The 23,739-nt window shown below is 42.4% G+C and carries 22 protein-coding genes and 1 pseudogene; 14 read left to right on the forward strand and 9 right to left on the reverse strand.

Going from position 1 to position 23,739, the window contains the following annotated elements; translation table 11 throughout:
* The first annotated feature begins 115 nt into the window (after positions 1-115).
* On the forward strand, positions 116-1,792 hold the full coding sequence (locus NCWK1_RS13085; RefSeq protein ID WP_096583380.1) for a beta-carboxysome scaffolding protein CcmM: 1,677 nt from the start codon (positions 116-118) through the stop codon (positions 1,790-1,792).
* Here NCWK1_RS13085 and NCWK1_RS29580 read toward each other — a convergent pair.
* Positions 1,780-1,929, reverse strand: coding sequence for a hypothetical protein (locus NCWK1_RS29580; RefSeq protein ID WP_187308142.1), 150 nt, complete (start codon positions 1,927-1,929; stop codon positions 1,780-1,782). The genes NCWK1_RS13085 and NCWK1_RS29580 overlap by 13 nt on opposite strands.
* Positions 1,930-2,110: 181 nt before the next feature.
* Between NCWK1_RS29580 and NCWK1_RS13090 the strand changes: the two genes are divergently transcribed.
* From NCWK1_RS13090 to NCWK1_RS13110, 5 genes are all read left to right on the forward strand, one after another.
* Positions 2,111-2,857, forward strand: a complete 747-nt coding sequence (locus tag NCWK1_RS13090; RefSeq protein ID WP_103125022.1) for a beta-carboxysome scaffolding protein CcmN — start codon at positions 2,111-2,113, stop codon at positions 2,855-2,857.
* A 202-nt stretch (positions 2,858-3,059) separates the two neighbouring features.
* Positions 3,060-3,854: a beta-carboxysome assembly protein CcmO gene (locus tag NCWK1_RS13095; protein WP_103125023.1), complete on the forward strand. Its 795-nt coding sequence runs from the start codon at positions 3,060-3,062 to the stop codon at positions 3,852-3,854.
* Between the two features lie 274 nt (positions 3,855-4,128).
* A complete protein-coding gene (locus NCWK1_RS13100) occupies positions 4,129-5,058 on the forward strand; it encodes a LysR family transcriptional regulator (RefSeq protein ID WP_096583374.1) in 930 nt (309 codons plus the stop codon).
* Positions 5,059-5,152: 94 nt separating this feature from the next.
* Positions 5,153-6,772: a mucoidy inhibitor MuiA family protein gene (locus tag NCWK1_RS13105; RefSeq protein WP_103125140.1), complete on the forward strand. Its 1,620-nt coding sequence runs from the start codon at positions 5,153-5,155 to the stop codon at positions 6,770-6,772.
* A gap of 138 nt (positions 6,773-6,910) precedes the next feature.
* A complete protein-coding gene (locus NCWK1_RS13110) occupies positions 6,911-7,894 on the forward strand; it encodes a GntR family transcriptional regulator (RefSeq protein WP_096583369.1) in 984 nt (327 codons plus the stop codon).
* Positions 7,895-7,945: 51 nt separating this feature from the next.
* Here NCWK1_RS13110 and NCWK1_RS13115 read toward each other — a convergent pair whose 3' ends face one another.
* The 4 genes from NCWK1_RS13115 to tig form a co-directional block, all read right to left on the reverse strand.
* Entirely contained in the window at positions 7,946-8,866 is a 921-nt protein-coding gene (locus NCWK1_RS13115) for an alpha/beta fold hydrolase (protein ID WP_096583367.1), read from the reverse strand.
* 70 nt (positions 8,867-8,936) lie between these two features.
* A complete protein-coding gene (gene clpX, locus NCWK1_RS13120; RefSeq protein ID WP_096583365.1) occupies positions 8,937-10,277 on the reverse strand; it encodes an ATP-dependent protease ATP-binding subunit ClpX in 1,341 nt (446 codons plus the stop codon).
* A gap of 9 nt (positions 10,278-10,286) precedes the next feature.
* On the reverse strand, positions 10,287-10,985 hold the full coding sequence (clpP, locus tag NCWK1_RS13125) for an ATP-dependent Clp endopeptidase proteolytic subunit ClpP (RefSeq protein WP_096583363.1): 699 nt from the start codon (positions 10,983-10,985) through the stop codon (positions 10,287-10,289).
* Between the two features lie 371 nt (positions 10,986-11,356).
* Positions 11,357-12,784: a trigger factor gene (gene tig, locus NCWK1_RS13130; RefSeq protein WP_103125024.1), complete on the reverse strand. Its 1,428-nt coding sequence runs from the start codon at positions 12,782-12,784 to the stop codon at positions 11,357-11,359.
* A 623-nt stretch (positions 12,785-13,407) separates the two neighbouring features.
* Between tig and NCWK1_RS13135 the strand changes: the two genes are divergently transcribed.
* The 3 genes from NCWK1_RS13135 to NCWK1_RS13145 all read left to right on the forward strand — a co-directional run bounded on the left by NCWK1_RS13135 (position 13,408) and on the right by NCWK1_RS13145 (position 17,473).
* Positions 13,408-14,451: an aspartate-semialdehyde dehydrogenase gene (locus NCWK1_RS13135; protein WP_103125025.1), complete on the forward strand. Its 1,044-nt coding sequence runs from the start codon at positions 13,408-13,410 to the stop codon at positions 14,449-14,451.
* 138 nt (positions 14,452-14,589) lie between these two features.
* Positions 14,590-15,474, forward strand: coding sequence for a 4-hydroxy-tetrahydrodipicolinate synthase (gene dapA, locus NCWK1_RS13140; protein WP_096583355.1), 885 nt, complete (start codon positions 14,590-14,592; stop codon positions 15,472-15,474).
* Positions 15,475-15,703: 229 nt separating this feature from the next.
* On the forward strand, positions 15,704-17,473 hold the full coding sequence (locus NCWK1_RS13145) for a ribonuclease J (RefSeq protein ID WP_096583353.1): 1,770 nt from the start codon (positions 15,704-15,706) through the stop codon (positions 17,471-17,473).
* 48 nt (positions 17,474-17,521) lie between these two features.
* Here NCWK1_RS13145 and NCWK1_RS13150 read toward each other — a convergent pair whose 3' ends face one another.
* The 4 genes from NCWK1_RS13150 to NCWK1_RS13165 form a co-directional block, all read right to left on the reverse strand.
* The gene (locus tag NCWK1_RS13150; RefSeq protein WP_103125026.1) at positions 17,522-17,722 is read right to left on the reverse strand and encodes a hypothetical protein; all 201 of its coding nucleotides are present in this window, start codon (positions 17,720-17,722) and stop codon (positions 17,522-17,524) included.
* 49 nt (positions 17,723-17,771) lie between these two features.
* The gene (locus NCWK1_RS13155; RefSeq protein WP_103125027.1) at positions 17,772-19,286 is read right to left on the reverse strand and encodes a peptidoglycan-binding domain-containing protein; all 1,515 of its coding nucleotides are present in this window, start codon (positions 19,284-19,286) and stop codon (positions 17,772-17,774) included.
* A 304-nt stretch (positions 19,287-19,590) separates the two neighbouring features.
* Positions 19,591-20,046: an SH3 domain-containing protein gene (locus NCWK1_RS13160; protein WP_096583347.1), complete on the reverse strand. Its 456-nt coding sequence runs from the start codon at positions 20,044-20,046 to the stop codon at positions 19,591-19,593.
* Positions 20,047-20,197: 151 nt separating this feature from the next.
* Positions 20,198-21,712 carry an AAA family ATPase gene (locus NCWK1_RS13165; protein WP_103125028.1) on the reverse strand — a complete coding sequence of 505 codons (1,515 nt, stop codon included), beginning with the start codon at positions 21,710-21,712 and terminating at the stop codon, positions 20,198-20,200.
* A gap of 300 nt (positions 21,713-22,012) precedes the next feature.
* On the opposite strand from NCWK1_RS13165, the pseudogene NCWK1_RS30150 reads away from it, so the two are divergent.
* From NCWK1_RS30150 to NCWK1_RS13190, 5 genes and pseudogenes are all read left to right on the forward strand, one after another.
* A pseudogene (locus NCWK1_RS30150) lies at positions 22,013-22,189 on the forward strand (BrnT family toxin); the annotation flags it as partial.
* Positions 22,170-22,397 carry a type II toxin-antitoxin system BrnA family antitoxin gene (brnA, locus tag NCWK1_RS13175; protein ID WP_103125029.1) on the forward strand — a complete coding sequence of 76 codons (228 nt, stop codon included), beginning with the start codon at positions 22,170-22,172 and terminating at the stop codon, positions 22,395-22,397. The pseudogene NCWK1_RS30150 and the gene brnA, both read left to right, overlap by 20 nt.
* A 119-nt stretch (positions 22,398-22,516) precedes the next feature.
* Positions 22,517-23,080, forward strand: coding sequence for a peptide deformylase (gene def, locus NCWK1_RS13180; protein ID WP_096583339.1), 564 nt, complete (start codon positions 22,517-22,519; stop codon positions 23,078-23,080).
* A 10-nt stretch (positions 23,081-23,090) separates the two neighbouring features.
* Positions 23,091-23,294: a hypothetical protein gene (locus NCWK1_RS13185; RefSeq protein ID WP_096583337.1), complete on the forward strand. Its 204-nt coding sequence runs from the start codon at positions 23,091-23,093 to the stop codon at positions 23,292-23,294.
* 196 nt (positions 23,295-23,490) lie between these two features.
* Positions 23,491-23,688, forward strand: coding sequence for a hypothetical protein (locus tag NCWK1_RS13190; RefSeq protein WP_096585629.1), 198 nt, complete (start codon positions 23,491-23,493; stop codon positions 23,686-23,688).
* The last annotated feature ends 51 nt before the right edge of the window (positions 23,689-23,739 follow it).

The following is a 23,739-nucleotide window of genomic DNA, read 5'->3' on the forward strand; positions in this document are numbered from 1 at the left end:
GGTTGGGCGGTTTTCCCAACTGAAAGCAACTGGCATTAAAGGTCAGTAAACTATGGACTATTGACTATAGACTATTGACTATTTACAAAAAGCTTAATTCAGGAGGAATCTCGCGATGGCAGTCAGCAGCACGGCGGCACCCCCAACCCCGTGGTCAAAAAGTTTAGCTGAGCCAGAAATCCACGAAACTTCATTCGTACATTCTTTCTCTAACATTATTGGTGATGTGCGGATAGGTGCAAATGTAATCGTTGCTCCGGGGACTTCGATTAGAGCGGATGAAGGTACACCTTTTCATATCGGTGAAAAGACCAATATCCAAGATGGTGTAGTGATTCATGGTTTAGAGCAAGGTCGAGTAGTCGGTGATGATGGCGAAGAATACTCGGTCTGGGTTGGGAATAATGCTTCCCTAACCCACATGGCTCTGATTCATGGCCCAGCTTATGTAGGGGATAATTGCTTTATTGGCTTTCGCTCTACGGTATTTAATGCCAGAGTGGGTAAGGGCTGCATCGTGATGATGCACGCTTTAATTCAAGATGTAGAAATTCCCTCTGGTAAATATGTGCCGTCGGGAGCGATAATCACAAGCCAGCAGCAAGCTGACCGTCTGCCAGATGTGCAAGATCAAGATGAGCAATTTGCCCATCATGTAGTGGGGATTAATCAAGCATTGCGGGCTGGTTATCGCTGTGCTGCGGATAGCAAATGTATTGCACCCATCCGGGATGAATTAGCTAAATCTTATACAGGTAATGGTGTTACTGTCTTAGAGTTGGAAAGGAGTAGTGAAGTGGCAAGCAATAGCTTGGGTGCAGAAACAGTAGATCAAGTGCGCTATCTGTTAGAGCAAGGTTATAAGATTGGTACAGAACATGTAGACCAAAGACGCTTTAGGACTGGTTCTTGGACTAGCTGCCAGCCAATTGAAGCGCGATCTGTGAATGAAGCTTTATCAGCATTGGCAAGCTGTCTGGCAGACCACAGTGGTGAGTACGTACGTTTATTTGGGATTGACCCTAAAGGTAAACGTCGGGTGTTAGAGACAATTATCCAACGCCCAGATGGTGTGGTAAAAGTAGCAGCTAACTTTAAAGCACCTGCAAGTACAAGTAGTTCCAGCTACACTAGTTACAACAGCAACGGCAATGGTAGTAGTAACGGTGCTGGTATTGGTTCAATTAGCGCTGAAACTGTAGACCAAATCCGCCAATTATTAGCAGGTGGTTACAAAATTGGGTCTGAACACGTAGATGAGCGTCGTTTTCGGACTGGTTCTTGGGCTAGTTGTAAGCCCATAGACGCTACTTCTACTAATGAAGTTGTGGCGGCTTTAGAAGAATGTCTTGAAAGCCATCAAGGCGAATATGTCCGTTTAATTGGTATTGACCCGAAAGCCAAGCGTCGGGTATTAGAAAGCATTATTCAACGACCTAATGGCCCTGTAGCGGTCTCTAATGGTCAGAAATCTTATGCTAGTTCAAGTAGTGTTAGCTCGACAACCGCAACCGCAACGACGACAAGCAATCGGTTAAATACAGAAGTTGTAGACCAGCTACGGCAATTGTTGGCAAGTGGTTATAAAATTAGTGCCGAACACGTAGACCAAAGACGTTTCCGGACTGGTTCTTGGGCAAGCTGTGGACAAATTGAGGCCAGATCGGAAAGAGATGCGATTGCAGCTTTGGAAACATATCTTTCTGAATATCCTGGTGAGTACGTGCGGTTGATTGGGATTGACCCGAAAGCCAAACGTCGAGTGTTGGAAACAATTATTCAACGTCCGTAGTAGTGCTGAGTTGAAAGTGCTGAGGAGCCAGTCGCGTGGGCGGCTCTGCCGACTTGAGCGGTAGCGAGCCTGCGAGAGTCACTGGCGTTGCTGAGTTGAAAGTATTGAGTTAACTTTGAACCAGAATATTTAGTCATACTCACCCTAAACAGTAAGTGATTAACGATGCTGAATTGTACTCAGCAATGTTACTTGCTACAACGGAGGTTACCTCCCTTCGGGTTCACAGTCGCCTGCGGAGGGAAACCCTCCCGCAGCGCTGATTCACCGCAACGCAGTGGCTCCTTAGCATTTCTATCTTCCGAGGTTTAATTTTCCATGTCTGTGCCGCCACTACGCCTCCACAATCACTTTGAGCCTTACATTAGTGGCGATGTGACTATTCATCCCAGTGCGGTGTTAGCACCTGGCGTGATACTCCAAGCAGCTACCAACAGTAAAATCATTATTGGCACTGGTGTCTGTATTGGTATGGGGTCAATTCTCCAAGTCAATGAAGGAACCCTAGAAGTAGAAGCAGGTGCTAACTTGGGGGCTGGTTTTTTGATGGTAGGAGCAGGCAAAATTGGTACTAATGCTTGTATTGGTGCAGCAACAACAGTTTTTAATTGTTCTGTAGAACCGGGAAGAGTAGTACCACCAAGCTCAGTGTTAGGAGATACTAGCCGTCAGATTAGTCTGTCCCAAACACAAGAGCCACTAACTAATAACGCTGTTTCTCCTAATGTCCAAGAGCAACAACCAGAGGAGAATAATTTTGTGGGAAGTCAGGAAAAACCTATTTCTATTTCCTCAACTAATCTTTCTGCTTCTGCTTTCTTGGAGTTAAACCACCAGTCTATTTCAATTCCTCAACCTTCGCCCACACCCTCTGCTCAACCACCACCGCCTGAGCAAGATGAAACTGCTGCTGGTTCATCAGAAATTAGTGCGGATAACTCTGAATCTTCGGATATTTTTGGAACTCAAATTTATGGGCAAGGTAGTATTCACAGGCTATTAACGACATTATTTCCCCATAGACAATCCTTGAACAATCCTAAGTCTGACGAACCACCCGAATAAGTGTTAATTGTAAGTTGTCCTCTAAAGTATGAAATATGAATTATGAGGGATGAGAAAAATCATTTCATCCTTTATGCTTTATTCTTCAGCCTTTCGCTTTCAACCTTTAGCCTACCCAAATATGCGGGTTTTCCTCTGGAGTACGGGAAAGCTGGCAAAAGGGCATCTACATTATTGACTGTGAGTATCCTGGAGAATTCACATGGACACATATAATAAACAGTCTCTTAGCACTGTTCGGGCATCGCATCGGCGAGACAGAGATAACTTCAAGGATACTGCCTTGGGTTTAGTATCTACCCTCAGCTTTCCGGCAATCGTCGGAACTGCTGACATGATGTTGAAATCCGCTGGAGTTCATCTGGTTGGATATGAAAAAATTGGTAGTGGTCACTGTACAGCTATTGTTCGAGGTGGCATAGCTGATGTGCGTTTAGCAGTTGAGTCAGGTGTACAAACGGCTGAACAGTTTGGTCAATTGGTTTCTAGTTTGGTGATTCCTCGCCCTTTTCCTAATCTGGATGTAGTGCTGCCCATTACTAATAGATTAAGTAAATATATGGAAGAAGGAAGTTATAGCCGTTTGAGTAACCTCGCTATTGGACTCGTGGAAACACGGGGATTTCCAGCGATGGTAGGAGCTTGCGATGCCATGTTGAAATCAGCTGATGTGCAGTTAGCAGCCTATGAAAAAATTGGTGCGGGGTTATGTACAGCCATTATTCGTGGCTCTGTGGCTAATGTCGCGGTAGCAGTGGAAGCTGGAATGTATGAAGCAGAACGGATTGGGGAATTGAATGCTGTGATGGTGATTCCTCGGCCATTGGATGAATTAGAACAAACCTTACCTGTTGCAAGTTGTTGGATAGAAGAACGGCAACCAATTAAGATGCCTGTGAATATTAAGGAGCAAGTCGCTGAGTTAGAGATACTCCAGTTGCCTGATTTAGCTAAGTTACCTGCAAAAGTTACCGAAGAATTATGGAATGATGAATGATGAATTAAGAATTGTGAGTGATGAATTGTGGGAAAATTCTCCTCAGCATTCATATTCAGCATTCATCTTTGGTTGGAAGGCATCTTACGCTTCGCTTGTTGTTTTGATCATAACTTTTACGGACTATAAATCAAATATCTTTCTTTTAATAGCGAATATAGATTTTTATCTATACTAAAACTCATAACTTCGTATGAGCGACACGCCATGATTTGCAGGTGTTCCGTGATACTAGTTTTATATCTATAAGATCGCTATTAGAGGAGAATCACCTTTGAACCAAGCGACGCTACACCAGTTGAAGGTATTTGAGGCGGCGGCTCGACATGGTAGCTTTACTCGTGCTGCGGAAGAATTATTTCTTACCCAGCCTACAGTTTCCATGCAAATCAAGCAATTAACAAAATCTGTGGGCTTACCATTATTTGAGCAGGTTGGGAAACGCTTGTATTTGACGGAAGCGGGTAGAGAACTTTTTGCTACTTGTCGACAAATTTTTGAAACTATCGCTCAGTTTGAGATGAAGGTTGCTGATTTAAAAGGGCTAAAACAAGGGCAATTACGTTTAGCAGTTATCACCACAGCCAAGTATTTTATTCCACGTCTATTAGGCCCATTTTGTCAGCGTTACCCAGGAATTGATATTTCCTTGCAAGTAACAAATCACGAAAAAATTATTGAGAGGATGATGAATAACCTGGATGACTTGTATATTATGAGTCAGGTTCCAGAACATTTGGATGTGAATTGTGAACCGTTTTTAGACAACCCTTTGGTAGTTTTTGCTCCGGTGAATCATCCCCTAGCAAAGGAAAAAAATATCTCAATTCAAGAGCTAAATAATCAACCTTTTATTATGCGAGAACCAGGTTCAGGTACTCGCCGTGCTGTGCAGGCTCTATTAGAAGAACACGGGATAACAGTGAATGTAAAGCTGGAATTGGGGAGTAATGAAGCTATTAAGCAAGCGATCGCCGGAGGTTTAGGAATCTCTGTGTTATCTCGTCATACTTTACTCTCAGATGCCTCGGAGTTTAGCATTTTAGATGTGCAGCACTTTCCCATTAAGCGAGCTTGGTACATGGTTTATCCGGCAGGTAAACAGCTATCAATTGTAGCTCGTACCTATTATGAGTATTTGCTGGATGCGGCAAAGACATTTGTTGAGCAGACTGAAATTCCTGTTTATAGTACTGTTGATTGAGTTTTGAGATCTAAGCTTCAACTTGTTTGGCTTGAAGCATCTGAACCATGACAAAATTAACCAGCAGAGTCATTTGATATGGGGAAAGCTGGCAGTGACACACCCGGAAACTCCTTCTCTAAGAAAAACAGTGCCAACTCAGGTAGTAGCTGTGACGGTATACAGCGATCAAGCCTTAGTTACAAGACAAGGTGTCGTTGCTTTAACAGGGACGGAAAGGGAATTGGTGATTAATTCACTGCCAGTAACTCTAGAATCTGATTCTGTTAGGGTGGGTGGTCAAGGTACGGTAGGAGTAAGTTTGTTGAGTGTTAGTAGCGATCGCATCTACACCACCGAACCTGTTGCCGAACGAGTCGCACATTTAAACAGCCAAATTCAACAAATAGAAGCAGAAAAACGCAATTTGCAAGCGCAAATTGATGCCTTAGCTTTACAGGCAAAATTTATTGAAGGCTTGCGGGAAAAAACAGAAGAACCATTTGCTCAAAGTTTGTCTCGCAAAAATCTCAGCCTCAGCGAAACCTTAGATTTTTTGAACTTTTTAGGCAGCCAGTATAGCGAATATGCGATCGCATCTGGAGATTACCATAGCCAACAGCAAGAACTAGACAAGCAACTACAGGCACTCCGCGCCACATTACACAATATTCAAACACCCCATCCCCAAGAAAGTTTTAGCTTGGTTGTCGGTATAGAAGTTGCTGGCGAAGGCGAGTTTGAGTTAGAAGTATCCTACATTGTCAATAGTGCTAGTTGGACTCCCCTTTATGACTTGCGAGTAGATAGCACAAGTCAAACAGTAAATTTAAGCTACCTGGCAGAAATCACCCAAAATACTGGCGAAGATTGGTTAGATGTATCTCTTACTCTCTCAACGGCTAAACCAGGATTAGGTACACTACCACCAAAACTAGAACCTTGGTATATTGACACCCTACGTTCACGTACAGTGCAACGAGTATTACCCCGTCCATCACTGCCTAGCATCGCGGCTATGCCTGCGGCAGATTCATTGTTTTCACAAGATGAGGAGGATCTAGCTAGTGATGCTCTTGTTGCAGCAGAAAATATAGGAGCAGTAATCTCCAAAGAAGGAAGCGTAGTTACCTTTAAACTCAATGGTGTTGGAAATATTCCTAGTGATGGCGCACCCCATAAAATAACAATTTTTAATGACGATTATCCCTGTAATTTTGACTATGTAGTTATACCGCGCTTGGTGAGCTTTGCTTATTTACAAGCTCATGTAAAAAATAGTTCTGATGGCGCAACTTTATTACCTGGCAAAGCCAATATTTTTCGAGATGATGTTTTTGTGGGTGGAACTAAATTAGAAAACATTGCCCCTGGGCAAGAATTTATCTTGAACTTAGGCATTGATGAAGGTATCAAAATAGAACGGAATTTAGTCGAGCGCCAAGTCGATAAAAAAATGATTGTGAATCAACGTCGAACTACTTACGCTTATCGATTATTAATTACAAACTTACTCAATCAAGAAATTAATTTAAAAATTACAGAACAATTACCTGTTAGCCGCAACGAGCAAATCAAAATTCGTCTTACCCGCATCCAACCGCAAATTCAACTGGGGGACATGGGAATTTTAGAATGGGAGTTAAGCGTTTTATCTCAAGAGCGACGAGAAATATATTATCAATTTACCCTAGAACATCCGCCTGAATTAACTGTGATTGGTTTAGATATATAGATATTACCCAAACCCAGATGAGATAGCTTTATACTTGACCTGTATCGTATCCTATCTGTTGAGTGTTACAAATAAAAAATACGACAAGTAGCAAATGTAGCTCATTGCTGATTGTTACTTGATTCAGGAGTTGTGGTAATGATTCAGTTTCGTATTCAGCCAGACAGTGAAATTCCCGCTTCTACTCAGTTATTTAATCAAATTCGGTTTGCGATCGCATCTCGGCAATATCCGCCTGCTTACAAATTGCCTAGCACACGGGCATTAGCAATGCAGACTGGATTACACCGCAATACAATTAGCAAAGTTTATCGTCAGCTAGAAGATGAAGGCTTGGTAGAAAGTTTGGCTGGTTCAGGAATTTATGTCCGCGCTCAAGGTCACGAGGGCGGTAGCCGATTGCAATCACCAATTTTGCAAGCACACCCCGACGCATATAAAGTTGTCCAGCAAGCACTCGACCAACTTCTAGCTCAAGGCTGTTCCCTCAGCCAAGCGCGTGAGCTATTTTTAGCAGAAATGGACTGGCGTTTGCGTTGTAGCGCCCAGGTGCTGGTTGCAGTCCCTTCTCAAGACCTCGGTGCTGGAGAGTTGATGGTATATGAATTAGAGCAATCTCTGAAAATACCCATTCAGTTAATCAGAATGGAAGAATTAGCGGCTGTTTTGGATAAAACTAACTCTGCTACAGTCGTTACCAGCCGCTATTTTATTGGTGAAGTCGAACAAATAGCTGCGCCCAAAGCTGTCAGAGTCATTCCTTTGGATATCTATGACTACAGTAAAGAACTGAATCTAGTCAAAAATCTGCCAAAAGATCATTGTATAGGCATAGTCAGCCTGAGTACAGGCATTGCCCGTGCTGCCGAAGTTATCCTCCACGGTTTACGCGGAGATGAACTACTAGTAATGACAGCACAACCAAAAGATGGTTATAAGCTTCAGGCAATTGTGAAGCGGGCTGAATTTATCATCAGTGATGTTGCCAGTTTTAAAGCAGTACAAATCGCAGTACAAGCTGCGGCTGAAGATATTATTCGACCACCTAAATTAATTAAGGTAGAAAATTACATCGGGCTGAATTCAATCAATTTACTAAAACGAGAACTAGGTTTAAGTTAATCCACAGATAGAAGTGAGATGCTGCAATATCAAATATCAAATACACAAAAATCAACTCACTTTCACTTCTGGCGCAGTAACCTGCAAAAACTCTCGCACTCGTTGCAAATAAGTCGGCACATCTTCCAACATGGGAAAATGAGCCGTATTAGGAATTAGCGCAAACTCAACTTTGTCATTCATTGCTGCGGCTTGTTTTCCCATTGCTGCGGGAATAATCTGGTCATACTCACCCGCAATTAGCAGCGTTGGCACAGGTAATTTAGCAAATTCTTGTGGCATTAATTCAGATTGTGCCTTGCTAACCGAAGTAAAAATAGTTCCCAGAGCAGCATCATAATCTGCATCTAAAAAATCTTGTAAAAAAGCCTGACGCTCAGATTTCGGTATAGAACGATGCAGGAATCTCGCCATAAACATCTGGTCAACAAATGGGATTTTAGCTAACCACTTGGGACGGAATTTAACTACATAACCGCCAAATTTATGAAAAGCAGTAAAGGCTTTTTCATCGTATTCAAAAATCCCACTACAAGTTAAAATCCCTCGTTCTACCCGTTGAGGATAGCGGTTAAAAAATAAAGTTGCAACAGACGCACCCATTGAATGAGCATTGATGTAAACACGCCCAAGATGCAACTCATCTAACAAAATTGCCAAATCATCAGCGTATTCTTCCAACTCATAAGTTAGTTGTTGAATTGCGGCTGATGTTTCTTGACTAGACTCAGAAGTAGCAACAGATTCACTGGCTGGAACTAGAGTCGGTTTCCCACCAGAACGACCAAAACCGCGCATATCATAAAGTAAACAATCAAATTGGTCTGATAAAGCATTTGCCGTACTTTTCCAGTACCTAGCTGAACCAGCCCAACCGTGAATGAATACCATCACGGGTTTCGTCAAAGCAGTAGATGATTGTTTCACCCACTCGTAGTAATGTTCAACACCACGCACATCGATATAAGGCATTTTTTCAAAGTCAAAAGTTAAAAGTTAAAAGTCAAAAGTCAATGGACTAATGACTAATGACTAATGACTATTATGCTGATTCAGGTTTGGGTAATGAGGATGGATGTACGATCAATTCGGCGGTAGAGCGTTTTTCTACCATTTCTCTTGTGACTGTACAACGAGTCACGTCTTTACGAGATGGTAGCTCGTACATCACATCTAGCATTAGTTCTTCTACAATACCCCGCAATGCTCTTGCACCTGTTTTGCGGCGGTAGGCTTCTTGAGCGATCGCTCGTAGAGCATCTTGTTTAAAATCTAATTGAACATTATCCATCTTCAGTAGTTTTTGGTACTGTTTTACCAAAGCACTGCGTGGTTGAGTGAGAATCGCCATTAGCGCTTCTTCATCCAGAGGATCAACCACCGCCACCATTGGTATCCGACCAATAAACTCTGGAATCATGCCAAATTTTACCAAATCATCTGGTTCCAGGTTGTGCAACACATCAGCAGCGCGTTTTTCTTTCGTTTGCCCTTCCCCTGGCTGCACAAAACCAATTGACTTTTTCCCGGCTCTTTGCTCTACAACTTTTTCTAAGCCAACGAAAGCACCACCACAGACAAATAGAATATTACTGGTATCGATTTGGATGCAGTCTTGATACGGATGTTTCCGTCCCCCTTGTGGTGGTACGTTGGCGATCGTGCCTTCTAGCATTTTCAGTAAAGCTTGCTGCACACCTTCACCAGAAACATCCCGTGTAATTGATGGGTTTTCACTTTTGCGGGCAATTTTGTCAATCTCGTCGATGTAGATAATCCCACGTTGCGCTTCTTCTACATCTAAATCTGCCACTTGCAACAGTCGCAGTAAGATATTTTCCACATCTTCGCCGACATAACCTGCTTCTGTTAATGTGGTAGCATCAGCAACAGCAAAAGGTACATCCAAAATTTTAGCTAGGGTTTGGGCTAAGAGGGTTTTGCCGCAACCAGTCGGGCCAATTAACAAAATATTTGACTTTTGCAGTTCTACTGAGTCATCCCCCCCGTTTTTGCCATTGCCTTTAGACTGTAAGATTGCCAGCCGCTTATAATGATTGTAAACTGCGACTGATAACACTTTTTTGGCTTCGTCTTGGCCAATGACATGTTCGTCGAGATACTTTTTAATCTCTCTTGGCTTTGGTATCTGATTAAATGAGAGATTAGCAGAACGATTGCGACGTTTTTGAGGTGCTTCAGACTTAGGTGCTGGTTGTGGCGCTACACCGTTGGTGTCCAGTAACTCCTCATCTAGTATTTCATTACACAAGTCAACGCACTCGTCGCAGATGTAAACTCCCGGCCCTGCGATCAACTTACGCACCTGCTCTTGAGACTTGCCACAAAACGAACATTTTAAATGGGAGTCGTACTTAGACATACCAGCCTCTTATTTCAGAATGGTGACGTTTTCCCCAGCTGTGGGAAGATTTTGTCGGGAGATGACCTGATCAATCAAACCGTAATTTTTGGCTTCTTCTGCCGACATGAAAAAGTCGCGGTCTGTATCTGCTTCTAATCTCTCTAGAGGTTGACCCGTATGATGAGCCAATAACTGATTCAACTGACCCTTGATATAAAGAATTTCTCTAGCTTGAATTTCTATATCAATGGCTTGACCTTGAGCGCCACCTAGTGGTTGATGGATCATAATCCGCGAATCAGGTAAAGACATCCGCTTACCTGCGGTTCCTGCTGCTAACAAAAATGCCCCCATACTTGCGGCTAATCCAAAACAGATAGTCACAACATCGGGACGGATTTGTTGGATTGTATCATAAATTGCCATCCCTGCGTAGACGGAGCCGCCAGGAGAATTAATGTACAATTGAATGTCTTTTTCTGCGTCTTCCGAATCCAAGAATAGCAACTGAGCGACAATTGAATTGGCAACGGTATCATCAATGGCGGTTCCCAAAAAGATAATCCGTTCTCGCAGCAGGCGGGAGTAGATGTCAAACGCTCTTTCTCCCATACCAGACTGCTCTACCACAGTTGGCACAATGCTGTTGGGGCCATTTAGATGAGAGTTAATAGCTAGATGGCTGGAACTGATGATGGGGTAATTTCCTGACTGCGATAAAAGCATAGGAGAAAATCTGACGATTAATAGGACTTAGTTTAAGGCAGCGATCGCTGCTTTTTTAACGGATGAGATTTTAATTTGAGCTATGTGTTAACTATTATGCCTCATCCAGATTTTTCTCGTGTAACACACTCTTAAGCTCTAGTCATGAGAGAATGTAGGACTTTATTTTAAGATTCCAGCAATATTAATGCCTCCATGAAATCTTGACGACTGAGTGCTGAGTAATAATTGTTCATACTCAAACAAGGCACTTACTACCCTAGCCTAATCTACGAACAGATGTCTTGAGATCGCTCAAAAGTAGAGATAGCCGAAGGCGAGTGCGAGTGCTGAGTAGTATATCCTTCCCCCGCACCCTGCACCCCTGCACCCTATCCTTCTACTGCTGATTCTGCCGTAGCTGTGCTGCTGCTTGCCTCAGTCTCTGGTGCAGTTGCTGCATCTTCAGATTCTTCTTCCTTAGCACTTAAGGTTCCTTCTGGTACTAGCTCAACTGATGAGTTATCTAAGAGCCAATTGATAATTTTTTCACTCAGCAGTTCGTTTTCCACCATAGAACTCAGTTTATCTTCGTCAACTTCTTCCTCAGAATACTGTGCTAAAAGTTCTGTGACTCTGGCTTGCAGTTCTTCTGGTGTAACGATGAGAGACTCGCGTTTGCCGATTTCTCGTAAGGCTAGAGAACGTTTTAGGCGTTCAATTGCCTCGCCGCGCGATCGCTCCCGTAATTGCGGCAGAATATCTTGAGTAAACAGCTTTCTCACATCCAAACCCTGTTGCGACAGGCGGATGGCTGTTTGTGTCAGCATAGCATCGACTTCTTGGTCAACTAAGGTTCCAGGCAAGTCAATTTCTACATACTTGAGTAATTCTGCCAACAATGCTTCTTGTTTGTTAGTTTTAGTTTTGTCGTCAGCCTCTTTTTGATAGCGTTCTTCTAGAGACTTCCGCAGTTCTTCTAAAGTTTCAAAGTCACTGACTTCTTGGGCAAAATCATCGTCCAGTTCTGGCAGTTCTTTTTCCTTCAGTTCTTTGAGGGTGACTGTAAAAATTGCTGGTTTGCCAGCCAACTCTTGGTTAACGTAAGGATCTGGAAACTGGGCTGAAATTTCCTTGGTTTCGCCAGGATTCATCCCTATTATGCCTGTAACAAAACCTGGGATAAATTTATCTTCCTCTAACTCCACTTGAAAATCAGCAGCATCGCCACCTGGAATTGGTGTTGGTTCGCTATCTGGATCTTCGCCTTCAGCTTTGGCTATGACTCCTTTAAAATCTACAACAGCAACATCACCAATTTGGGCTGCTCTTCCTTCCACAGGAATCAAAGTTGCCATTTGTTGGCGTTCTTTTTCCAGAACGCTATCTACCTGTGTGGGGTCGTATTTGACTTCCTCCGCTTGGGCTTGTAAACCAGTGTATTGGGTGAGATTTACTTCTGGTTCGACATCAACAGCAGCCGAGAAAGTGAAGGGTTTCCCCGGTTCATAATTATTGATCAAGTCCTCAAACGAAGAACGCAATTGCGGCTGACCAATTGCTTGAATGTCTTCTTGTTTGACTGCTTGCTCTATACCATTTTGAATTAATTCTTCTAGGGCTGCTGCCTTGATGCGAGTTATTCCTAAGCGCTGAAGCAAGATTTGCCGAGGCACTTTACCTTTACGAAACCCAGGAATATTTGCAGTACCGGATAAGTTTTTAATAACTTGATCGTAGGTTTGCTGAGTGATTTCTGGTGCAATCTCTATTTCTAGCCCTATCTGGCTGGCGGGAAGTTTCTCCTGGGTAACTTTCATGCTTCGTCTCTATTTGGTATTTTTAACTCCAAGTACACACAAGCGACTATTGAACGCTTATATGGTTTGATATCTCTAGGTGGAAATGGCAGGTGCCTTCAGTAGAGATCCAGTTTACTGCCAATGGCCAAGGACTTGGCACTTTACCACAATAAATTTATCTATACACCCTCTCATCGTTTGCGAGGTCTGTTTGCCTGACAAGTCCAAGTTTAACTATATGCTTACCGCATAGCTCGGTGGTTTAATGTCCTGGCTTGATGCTATCTCGGATCATAGTACATTGATTGCCTGCCTAAGTCCAAGTCAAGTTTTGGGCAAAATACTTGTTCCATCATCAATAACGGTTGAGCAGCAATTGTTGAACGTTTTTCCCTGAGCCGTAATTTGTTGTACAATAATATATACTTTTTTAATTGGTAGAAAATTTACTGGGTAATTAGATTAAGAAATTGTAATTGCTAAATTATTTATTAAAATATGTAACTCAAAAATTAACCTACTGTAATCAAAAAGTTGGAATAAAATCAAAAAAATTATTCAAAATCCGCTACTGCTATTTCCATAAATGCCGATTTCATAACATTACTCATTACCTCTTAAAATTATAAGGAGGAGTTCATTTGTCTAAAACATATCGTGTAGCTATTTTGGGTGCGACTGGTGCTGTGGGTACGGAGTTGCTGGAATTATTAGAAAGCCGAAATTTTCCGATTTCGGAATTAAAATTACTGGCATCTGAACGCAGTGTAGGTCGATCGCTTAAATTTAAAGGAGAAACTTTAGTAGTAGAACCAGTCAGCGATCGCGCTTTAGAAAATCTAGATTTGGTATTGGCTAGTGCTGGCGGTTCCACATCAAAAAAATGGGCTCCCGTAGCCGTTGAAAAAGGCGCAGTCGTCATCGATAACTCCAGTGCTTTTCGGATGAATCCGGAAGTGCCGTTGATTGTACCAGAAGTTAATCCCCAAGCCGCAGCCTCTCATCAAGGCATTATCGCCAATCCCAACTGCACGACAATTTTGTTGGCAGTAGCAATTTGGCCATTGCATCAAGTAAAACCAATCCAACGCATTATTGCTGCCACATACCAATCAGCTAGTGGTGCTGGTGCCAAAGCAATGGCAGAAGTCAAAACTCAAGCTGCTGCTATTCTTCAAGGACAGGAACCAGTCGCGGAAGTATTACCATACCCATTAGCATTTAATTTATTTCCTCATAACACCCCCATGAATGATTTTGGGTACTGTGAGGAAGAAATGAAAATGGTGAATGAAACGCGAAAAATTTTTGGTACACAAGAAATTAGAATTAGTACAACTTGTGTACGGGTTCCCGTACTGCGCGCCCATTCAGAAGCAATTAACCTAGAATTTGCTACTCCATTTAGTCCAGATACCGCTAGAAAAATTTTAAGCCACTCTCCTGGGGTGAAATTGGTAGAAGATTGGCGGGCAAATCATTTTCCTATGCCCATAGAAGCAACTGGACGGGATGAAGTTTTAGTGGGTAGAATTCGCCAAGATATTTCTCATCCGTGCGGTTTAGAATTATGGCTTTGTGGTGATCAAATTCGCAAAGGCGCAGCTTTAAATGCAGTCCAAATTGCTGAATTATTAGTGGAAAAAAATCTTCTCAAGTCAGCACAAGCATACATCTCTCAGTAGTTTTGCGTCATCAGACAAACAGAAATGGCAAAAAACAAATGAGTGCATCACTCTTGAAAGTAATTAGCGAATAAGCTATTACATTATAGAAAACCACCAACAGAAAAAACCAAACAGGTAATCAGGAGTAAAAAGAGGGTGGGAGATTTTGGTAAAGTTTTAACCGCTATGATCACGCCGTTCAAAGCAGACGGTAGTGTTAACTATGGTGTAGCCGCAGAATTAGCAGCTCATCTAGCTAACAACGGAACAGATACGTTGGTGATATGCGGTACAACAGGAGAATCCCCAACCCTAACTTGGGAAGAGGAATACCAGCTATTTTTAGAAGTCTTGCAGGCCGTGTCCGGCAAAGCCAAAGTGATAGCAGGATGTGGTTCCAATTCCACCAAAGAAGCGATCGCGGCTACTCAAAAGGCAGCTAAAATAGGAGTACACGGTACATTACAAGTTGTACCCTATTATAATAAACCGCCCCAAGCTGGGTTATATCAACATTTTCAGGCAATTGCCCAAGCTTGCCCTGATATCCCGCTGTTGTTATATAACATTCCTGGTCGTACTGGACAGAATCTCAGTGCAGAAACAGTTGCCAAATTAGCAGAAATCGATAATATTGTTGGAATCAAAGAAGCCAGTGGTAATTTAGATCAGGCAAGTGAAATCCGTCGCTTGACATCACAAGAATTTCAGATTTACGCTGGAGATGATTCCCTCACACTGCCCTTGTTAGCGCTGGGGGCAACGGGGATAGTCAGTGTGGCTTCTCATCTGGTAGGCAACCAACTACAGCAGATGATTCAAGCTTTTAGTGCGGGAAAAATTGCAGAGGCCAGAGATATTCATCTTCAACTATTCCCGTTATTTAAAGCTTTATTTATCACTACAAATCCCATTCCCATTAAACAAGCACTTAAACTTCAAGGCTGGGAGGTTGGTTCAACACGTCTGCCACTATGTGATGCTGACTCAGAAGTTAGCCAAAAACTAGAGGCGGTGCTTCAGAAACTAAATTTAATTTAGGCAGTATATGGTGGGCAAGTTGCCGTAAATGTGTATATGAATAATGGGCAGATTTTGAGGAGGCACTTTATAAAAGGGTGCGATCGCTGCTAAAAGATTTTATTGAACAAACAGTTGAAAATCTAAACGAAATTTAACTGCTTTCCGAGAGAAAGCCAGTGTTGTCTTTAATACAAGCTTGCTAACCTTCAATCTATTAACACTAAACAACAATCTAACTAAGGAGAAAATGGCTAAAAACGAAGCTAACTCCGCCCTAAAAATTATTCCTTTGGGCGGTTTACATGAAATTGGCAAAAATACCTGCGTTTTTGAATACGATGACGAAATTATCTTACTAGATGCAGGTTTAGCCTTCCCTACAGAAGCAATGCACGGGGTAAACATTGTTCTTCCTGATACTAGCTATCTTCGGGAAAATCGTCACAAAATTAAAGGCATGATCGTCACCCACGGTCATGAAGACCATATCGGTGGTATTGCTTTTCACCTCAAGCAATTTGAAATTCCGGTAATTCACGGGCCAAGACTGGCAATGGCCATGTTAGAAGGTAAATTAGAAGAAGCAGGAGTACGCGATCGCACAGAGTTACGTTCAGTTCTGCCGCGTGATCTAGTCAGGATTGGCCAACATTTCTTTGTTGAGTATATCCGCAATACCCATTCTATCGCTGATAGTTTTACGGTTGCTATTCATACTCCCCTGGGTGTCGTGATTCACACAGGGGATTTTAAATTTGACCACACCCCAGTTGATGGGGAAAAGTTTGACGTGCAACGTTTAGCCGAACATGGTGAAAAAGGTGTGCTGTGCTTGCTGAGTGATTCCACCAACTCAGAAGTACCAGGCTTTACTCCTTCGGAACGTTCTGTTTATCCAAATCTAGATCGGGTATTTAGTCAAGCTACTGGACGATTGTTTGTTACTACCTTCGCCTCGTCGGTGCATCGCATCAATATGATTTTGCAACTGGCGCAGAAACACAACCGTGTAGTGACGGTTGTCGGGCGTTCTATGCTGAATCTGATTGCCCATGCCCGCAATTTGGGTTATGTCAAATGTGAAGATAACTTACTGCAACCACTACATACAGTTCGCAATCTTCCAGACGACAATGTGTTGATTCTCACCACAGGTTCTCAAGGTGAGACAATGGCAGCCATGACCCGCATTGCTAATAAAGAACACCCCCATATCAAAATTAGGGAAGGCGATACTGTTGTTTTCTCCGCCAACCCCATCCCTGGTAATACCATCGCGGTTGTAAATACCATCGATAAGTTGATGCTTCAGGGTGCGAAAGTTGTTTATGGAAGAGATAAAGGAATTCACGTTTCTGGTCACGGCTGTCAAGAAGACCAAAAGTTGATGATTGCCTTAACTCGTCCTAAGTTCTTCTTGCCAGTTCACGGCGAACATCGGATGTTAGTCAAACACTCCGAAACTGCCCAAAGTATGGGTATCCCCGCTGAAAATATGGTGATTATCCAGAATGGGGATATTGTAGAACTGACAGAAACTTCCATCCGTGCGGCTGGTAAAGTGCAGGCGGGGATTGAACTAGTGGATACTTCTAGTTCTGGCATGGTAAGTGCTAAGGTGCTGCAAGAACGGCAACGTATGGCGGAAGAAGGGATTGTAACTATTGCCGCGGCGATTGATTGGACTGGTAAACTGATGGCCAAGCCAGAAATTCACCTGCGAGGTGTTGTTACTAGTGTAGAGCGATCGCTGATCCAAAAATGGGTACAGCAGCGCATCGAAGAAATCCTGGGTGTACGTTGGTCAGAATTTGCATCTTTGGAAGGTGAGCAACCAGAAATCGACTGGGGTGGATTGCAAGGAACTCTAGAACGGGAATTAGCGCGTTCTATTCGTCGAGAATTGCAATGTCAGCCAACTGTGACACTATTAATGCAAATTCCTGATGAACCACCTGTAAAAGTTGCCGATGGCAGAAGGCGGCGGACTCGGACTGCGGCACAAGTGGCATCATAAACAGTGCTAAGTAGATAATTTTGAGACGTTGCACTTGCTGCAACGTCTCTATTCAATTAATGGTTTAATTACCTGATACAACAACACAATTACAATTGGGATAATAATCGGGATAGTTACTAACAGTCCCCATTTGTCCAAACGAATTTTTTGGCCTTCCGACTTGAATAGCGCAATTACAGCAACGGCTCCCATCGCTACCCAGATAAAGCCAAAAACAATAAAGATAATAAATGCTGAATCTGGCATTCTCTTATGTGTATTTGATATGACAGTCTATATCTACGCTGTCGAAATGCTAAATAAATTGCACCTTGGCATTTAAGCCTTTGGAGCGTAACATTTTTGTGAGATTTTCAGCAACGGAGCGATCGCTAAATGCTCCAGCATTCACATAATTTCCTGACATAGACATATCTGGGAAAGCATTGGGGACAAAGCGCCGTACTTTATCGAGGGTATCACTATTTTGCATCGGCACGGCTGCTACATAATAACGATTACTCACAGGACGATTTGTCGCCACAGAATTATCAAAGCCTAATGCTTGCCAAGTTTGCCCATCTACTTTCCCAGTGGGATTTAGGCGATAATCTTTTTGGAATTCTAGGACAGAATTTTTCGTATATTCACCAAAAACCCCATCCAAAGACCGATTAAAGTAACCTAGTTGCGACAAACGCTCTTGAACTGCTTTGACATTTTCTCCTTTTGCACCCATTGCGATAACTGTTCTGCTGGGTTGATTAGAATATTTCGCTTCCCAGGCTTGGCGCACAGCTTTCAATAGTTGAGCATCAACAATTCCATCGACTGGGAGTCCTTTGTCTCGCTGAAATTGGGCGATCGCATCTCGTGTTAGTGTACCGACAGTACCTGTAGGAGTACCATTGTAGTATCCTAAATCTTGTAGAAGTTGTTGCACATCTCTGACTTGCTGACTCCCTGCATTATTGCTACCTGGCACCTGAGCAGAATTATATAGTGCATCCCAAGTTTGAGCATTAGCAACTCCGGTGGCTGGTAGGCCTGCTTTGCGCTGAAATGCAATTACGGCATTTTTGGTAATACTTCTAAAATTCCCAGTGGGATTCATCTTGAAGTAACCTAAATCTCGCAAACGTTGTTGTAATTTTGTCACCTCTGGGCCATTGCTACCTTCAGAGAGAAGGGGATATTCACCACCCACACTTAAATTACTTTGTAGCGCTTGTGCTGTGCGACTATCAAAAACTCCGTTAGCGGGAATTTGAGCAGCTTGCTGAAATCGGATGAGTGCTTGACGAGTTTGTGAACCAAAATAGCCAGTTTTGGGGCCATTAAAATAGCCCAACTGGCGCAAATTTTGTTGTAATTGGGAAACAGCTTGACTTCTACTACCAACGCGCAATTGGCCATTGCTACTTTCACCCTTGATTTCACTTTGGCATGATTGTTGCAAAGCTTGTTGAGTTTTAGCACCAACTATTCCATCAACAGCTAGTCCTTTGGCTTTTTGAAAGCTGATGACAGCTTGCTGAGTTAAATTTGCAAACTTACCAGTTAGCGGGCCATTAAAATAACCTAAATTTTTTAAGCACTTCTGAATATTGGTGACGGCTGTGCCACGACTCCCTACTTGCTGGAGTGCTAAAGTTTGGTCAGCTAAATTTAAAATGCCTATAGTCAGTGCTACAGATAAAAGACGCATAGCAACTGGGCTAGAAAGTTTAGGCCAATGCAAAAATTTGAATTCCCATTTTATCGCTACAATCTCAATATTTTCTGATACTTCGTAGGCTGAGGCGACATGAAGATAACCAATGGCTTCCATGATTTTTACCGAGTTGTTGGCTGATGACAATTCCCTGAGTAAAAGAGTTTTTTAACTGACTTGTTATCGACTTTTATGGGTTGTGTTATTTGTTTACATCACAACAGACAGAAGGTTTTTCGGTAACAGACTAAAATTTTTATTTGAATTAATTTTGATTAAAAGATAAGTAGAAATTATAATTCTTTTTACTGCTAATTACACTAATAAGTGTATATAAAAATATACCACTTTTAGCTGGCAGTAATTGTGGCTTTTGCTAAAAAAATATGAAGTTTAGGGATAAAGGAATAGGTTGCAGACTTCAGTTGACACGTTCAATATTGCCAATTTTTACCCAACCTTCTTGTTCGCTACCTTCTGGGCGAATCTTTACCCAAGTTTTATCTGGGTTTTCTTCTAAAACTGTGATTTTTTGATTGAAAGTCACTCCCCCTAATTTTTCCGCCTCCTGATTTGGTTCCGCACGTAAACTTAATCCTTCAGACCAAGTAACACGTCCTTGATAAGCTCCAGGGGGTAATTGTTTAGTGGGTGTGGGAGTTGGCGTTGGCTCAGATTCAGGTGTCAGCGTCGATTCGTCTTTGGCTTCTTTAGTGGTTTGATTTTTTACAGAGGGATTATCGTTGGCAAAAATAGGTTTATTCGGCGGTATTGCAGTTTGGTTGACAAAATAAAGCGCCACTGTCAGACCTGTACCTAATAAAACAGCGATCGCTAAGACGAAACCTAAGATTAACTTTAGTAAACCAGAAAGCATAGTTAGTTTAATAGTCAATAGTCAATAGTCAATGGTCAACGGTCAATGGTCAATAGTCAATAGTGACGTACGAAGTATAAAGGATGAAGTATGAAATTGTATTGTTCAGGCTTCATCCTTTTTAGATAATGGACTATTGACCCTGAACTAATTACTGCAATTGGCGGTGAATGCGGTCACTTAACGGACTGTGTTTTGAGGCTAGACGCGCTCTTCCAGCCGCAGCCCATTCTTGCAGTTTTTGAATTTGTTCTACAGCAGTTCGCGCCAAGGGAATGATTTGACTAGCGGCTTCTAAAATGTCGTCAGTGTTAAAATCACGGCTTTGGCTAAATCCGATGTGCATAGCTTCAATCAAAGTTTGCTCTATTTCCGCCCCTGAAAAATCTGGTGTTTCATAAGCTAACCTGTCAATGTCATAGCTTTTCAAATTATGGGGGCGTAATCGGGATAAATGAACGTTAAAAATAGCTTTTCTTTCTTCTTGAGTCGGTAAACCAACAAAGAAAATTTCATCAAATCGCCCTTTACGTAACATTTCTGGGGGTAAGGCTTGAATGTCGTTAGCGGTAGCCACCACAAATACAGGTGAGGTTTTTTCGGCTAACCAAGTAATAAAAGTCCCAAACACCCGACTCGTTGTTCCCGCGTCACCTTTGCTACCCAACCCAGAAAAGGCTTTGTCGATTTCATCAATCCACAAGATACAGGGAGCGAGGGCTTCGGCTACCTGAATCATTTGGCGTGTGCGTGATTCTGATTCACCAACTAAGCCACCAAATAACCGCCCAACATCTAAGCGTAACAAAGGTAAATGCCAATGATGGGCGATCGCTTTGGCGGTTAAAGATTTTCCAGTTCCTTGAATCCCTACCAACAATAAACCGCGGGGATGAGGTAAGCCATACTGACGCGCCCTGTCAGTAAATGAACCACCACGCCGTAATAGCCAATCTTTCAAGTTATCCAATCCACCAATATCAGAAATTTGCTCAGTGGCGGGGTAAAAATCGAGAATTTGGGTTTGGCGAATAGTTTGACGTTTTTCTTCCAAGACTAAATCTACATCTTCTGGTTGTAATTCACCATGAGTGGCGATCGCTCTGGATAAAACTCGGCGAATACGTTCCATCGAAAGTCCTTGACAGGAACGCACCAAATCATCTAAAACCTTTCCAGAAAGCGAGTTACCAGTAGCTTGGAGCAACCTTTCAATTTCAGTTTTAATTTCTGGCGCAGCAGGTAAAGGAAATTCCACAACCGTTAAAACTTCGGTTAAATCGTCAGGAATGGCGATGCGCGGCGACAACAACACAATATTTTTTGGTTGTGATTTCAAAAGTCGGGCGAAGTTGCGGAGTTTTCGAGCGATCGCTACATCATCTAAAAAGCGATGATAGTCTCGTAAAATTACTACGGCTGGGGCTGAAGCTGGTAATTTTTCCAGAAATTCCAAAGCTTGTAGGGGATTGCGTCGCCCAAAACCGGCATCATTGGGATTTCCTTGATAGCCATCAACAAAATCCCACGTATAAACTGGGCGATTACCTTGATTGGCAGCTTCTTCTCGAATGGCGGCTTCGACCCGTTCTTCTTCGTAGGTGGGAATGTAAATTAAGGGATAACGGGCGCGTAGCAGCAATTTAAACTCGTCACGGAAGTTCATATTAAAGCTGTTATTTATGAGTTGCTCTTGATGGCAATGTACAACTTTCTTTCACCAATCAGCTATAAATGCTGCCTAGTCGTTGTAGAGTTTTTTAACGCGAAGGTACGTTAAATAATTCAAAGTGCAATCGCTTTTTGGGAATCAATAGGAATGTTTCCTCTCAAGGGTAGAATAAAGGTATAATTTTTATACTTTTTGAGTGGTGTGGAATTTGAATTTGACGACTATAAAAGCCAATCCAACCTAGCAAAGCACGGAATCAACTTCCCAGATGCACAATAACTCTGGGCTGATCCTGATCGAGTTGAAATTCCTGCTCGGATAGAAGACGAACCAAGATTTCTAGTCATCGGTAAAATCGCGCAAAAATGTTGGTCAGCCATTATTACCTATCGAGAGAACAGAGTAAGGATTATCTCAGTCCGACGATCACGACAAGAAGAGGTAGAAATTTATGAAAGCAACAGAATTTGATGCCAAATTTGATCAGGATGAAGACATCACCGAATTATTAGAGCTTTCCCAAGCCAAACGTCCTGGTCATGAGCAGAAACGAGTCAACGTTGATTTTCCAACCTGGATGATTGAAGCATTAGATTATGAAGCGAAGCGATTGGGTGTCACTCGTCAGTCAATTATTAAGGTATGGCTTGCAGAAAGACTTGCACAGTTATCTCGCTAAAGTGCGATCGCCAATCAACTCCAGATAATCTTGAATTCTTCTTTATCAACATGAGGTATAACTCAGGTTGATAGAATTGGGTTAGTAGGAATTTGCACAATTGAGCCATTGAAATAATCATGCCCTCTGAAATTGCTGTTGAGAAAAAAAAGTTAAAAAATCCGCCGTTGAAACTGCACTATCTGGGCGATCGCGCATTGCGTCAACCTGCGAAACGCATTACAAAAATTGATGATGAACTGCGGCAACTGGTACGCGAAATGTTGCAAACTATGTACAGCAGTGATGGCATTGGTTTGGCTGCGCCCCAGGTAGGTATTCATAAACAACTCATTGTCATAGATTGCGAACCAGATAACCCAGATAATCCACCACTAGTATTAATTAATCCCACAATTAAACAGGTAAGCCAAGAAATCTGCGTCGCTCAAGAAGGATGTTTGAGCATTCCTAACGTTTATATGGATGTGAAGCGTCCAGAAGTCGTAGAAGTGGCTTACAAAGATGAATATGGTCGCCCCCAGACATTAAAAGCGACAGATTTACTCGGACGCTGCATTCAACATGAGATGGATCACCTCAACGGTGTAGTATTTGTAGACCGGGTAGAGAATTCCTTGACTTTGGCACAGGAGTTATCTAAAAATGGCTTCTCGTATCAAGCGGTGAAACCAGTATCATAGGGGGCCAGTAGTGTATTTAACTCCAAAAAGCGGCTTGTTTCTTGGTGCGTCTTGTGTAACAGCGATCGCCGCTGTCGGTTCGGTGTTTGAACTCAGTTATGGACAACCAGATTTAGGCTTCCAAACCACTGCAATTATCTTAGGATTAAGTATTCCTCTGACAGGATTATTTTTTATTGCCGCAGTGAGGGACGCAAGGGCTAACATTAAATAAGCATCAGGTATATAAAAAGGTAAAAGGATGACAAAAACAAAAGTTCACCCTTTTACCTTTTATTTTTCTGCATAGCCATTCCCTAGCCTCTAGTCTTTGTTCTCAACTTCGGTAACTCAGCACTCAAAACTTTTCAACTAAGCAGGTAAAATTTATCTTGTGGGTAGGAAAACCCCTAATGGGAGAGGAATTGACTGTGGAGCCGAAAATTAACTGTGCGGAAGCCTGCGTTAGAGGTTGCGTTTTAGGGGATAAATGTCCCAATATCGAGTTTAGAGAAGCTGCATCACAATTTATCCAAGAGACTTCTTTGGACGAAATGCTGGCAATGGCTGAAGAACGTAGGCGAAAAAAAATGATGGAACCGCCAAAATGGGTGCTACCGGAAGATTAGTAACTGCTAAATAGCATCTGGAGCGATATTTAATTCTCGCAGTTTTGCCGC

The organism is Nostoc cycadae WK-1, from assembly GCF_002897135.1.
GTDB lineage: Bacteria > Cyanobacteriota > Cyanobacteriia > Cyanobacteriales > Nostocaceae > Nostoc_B.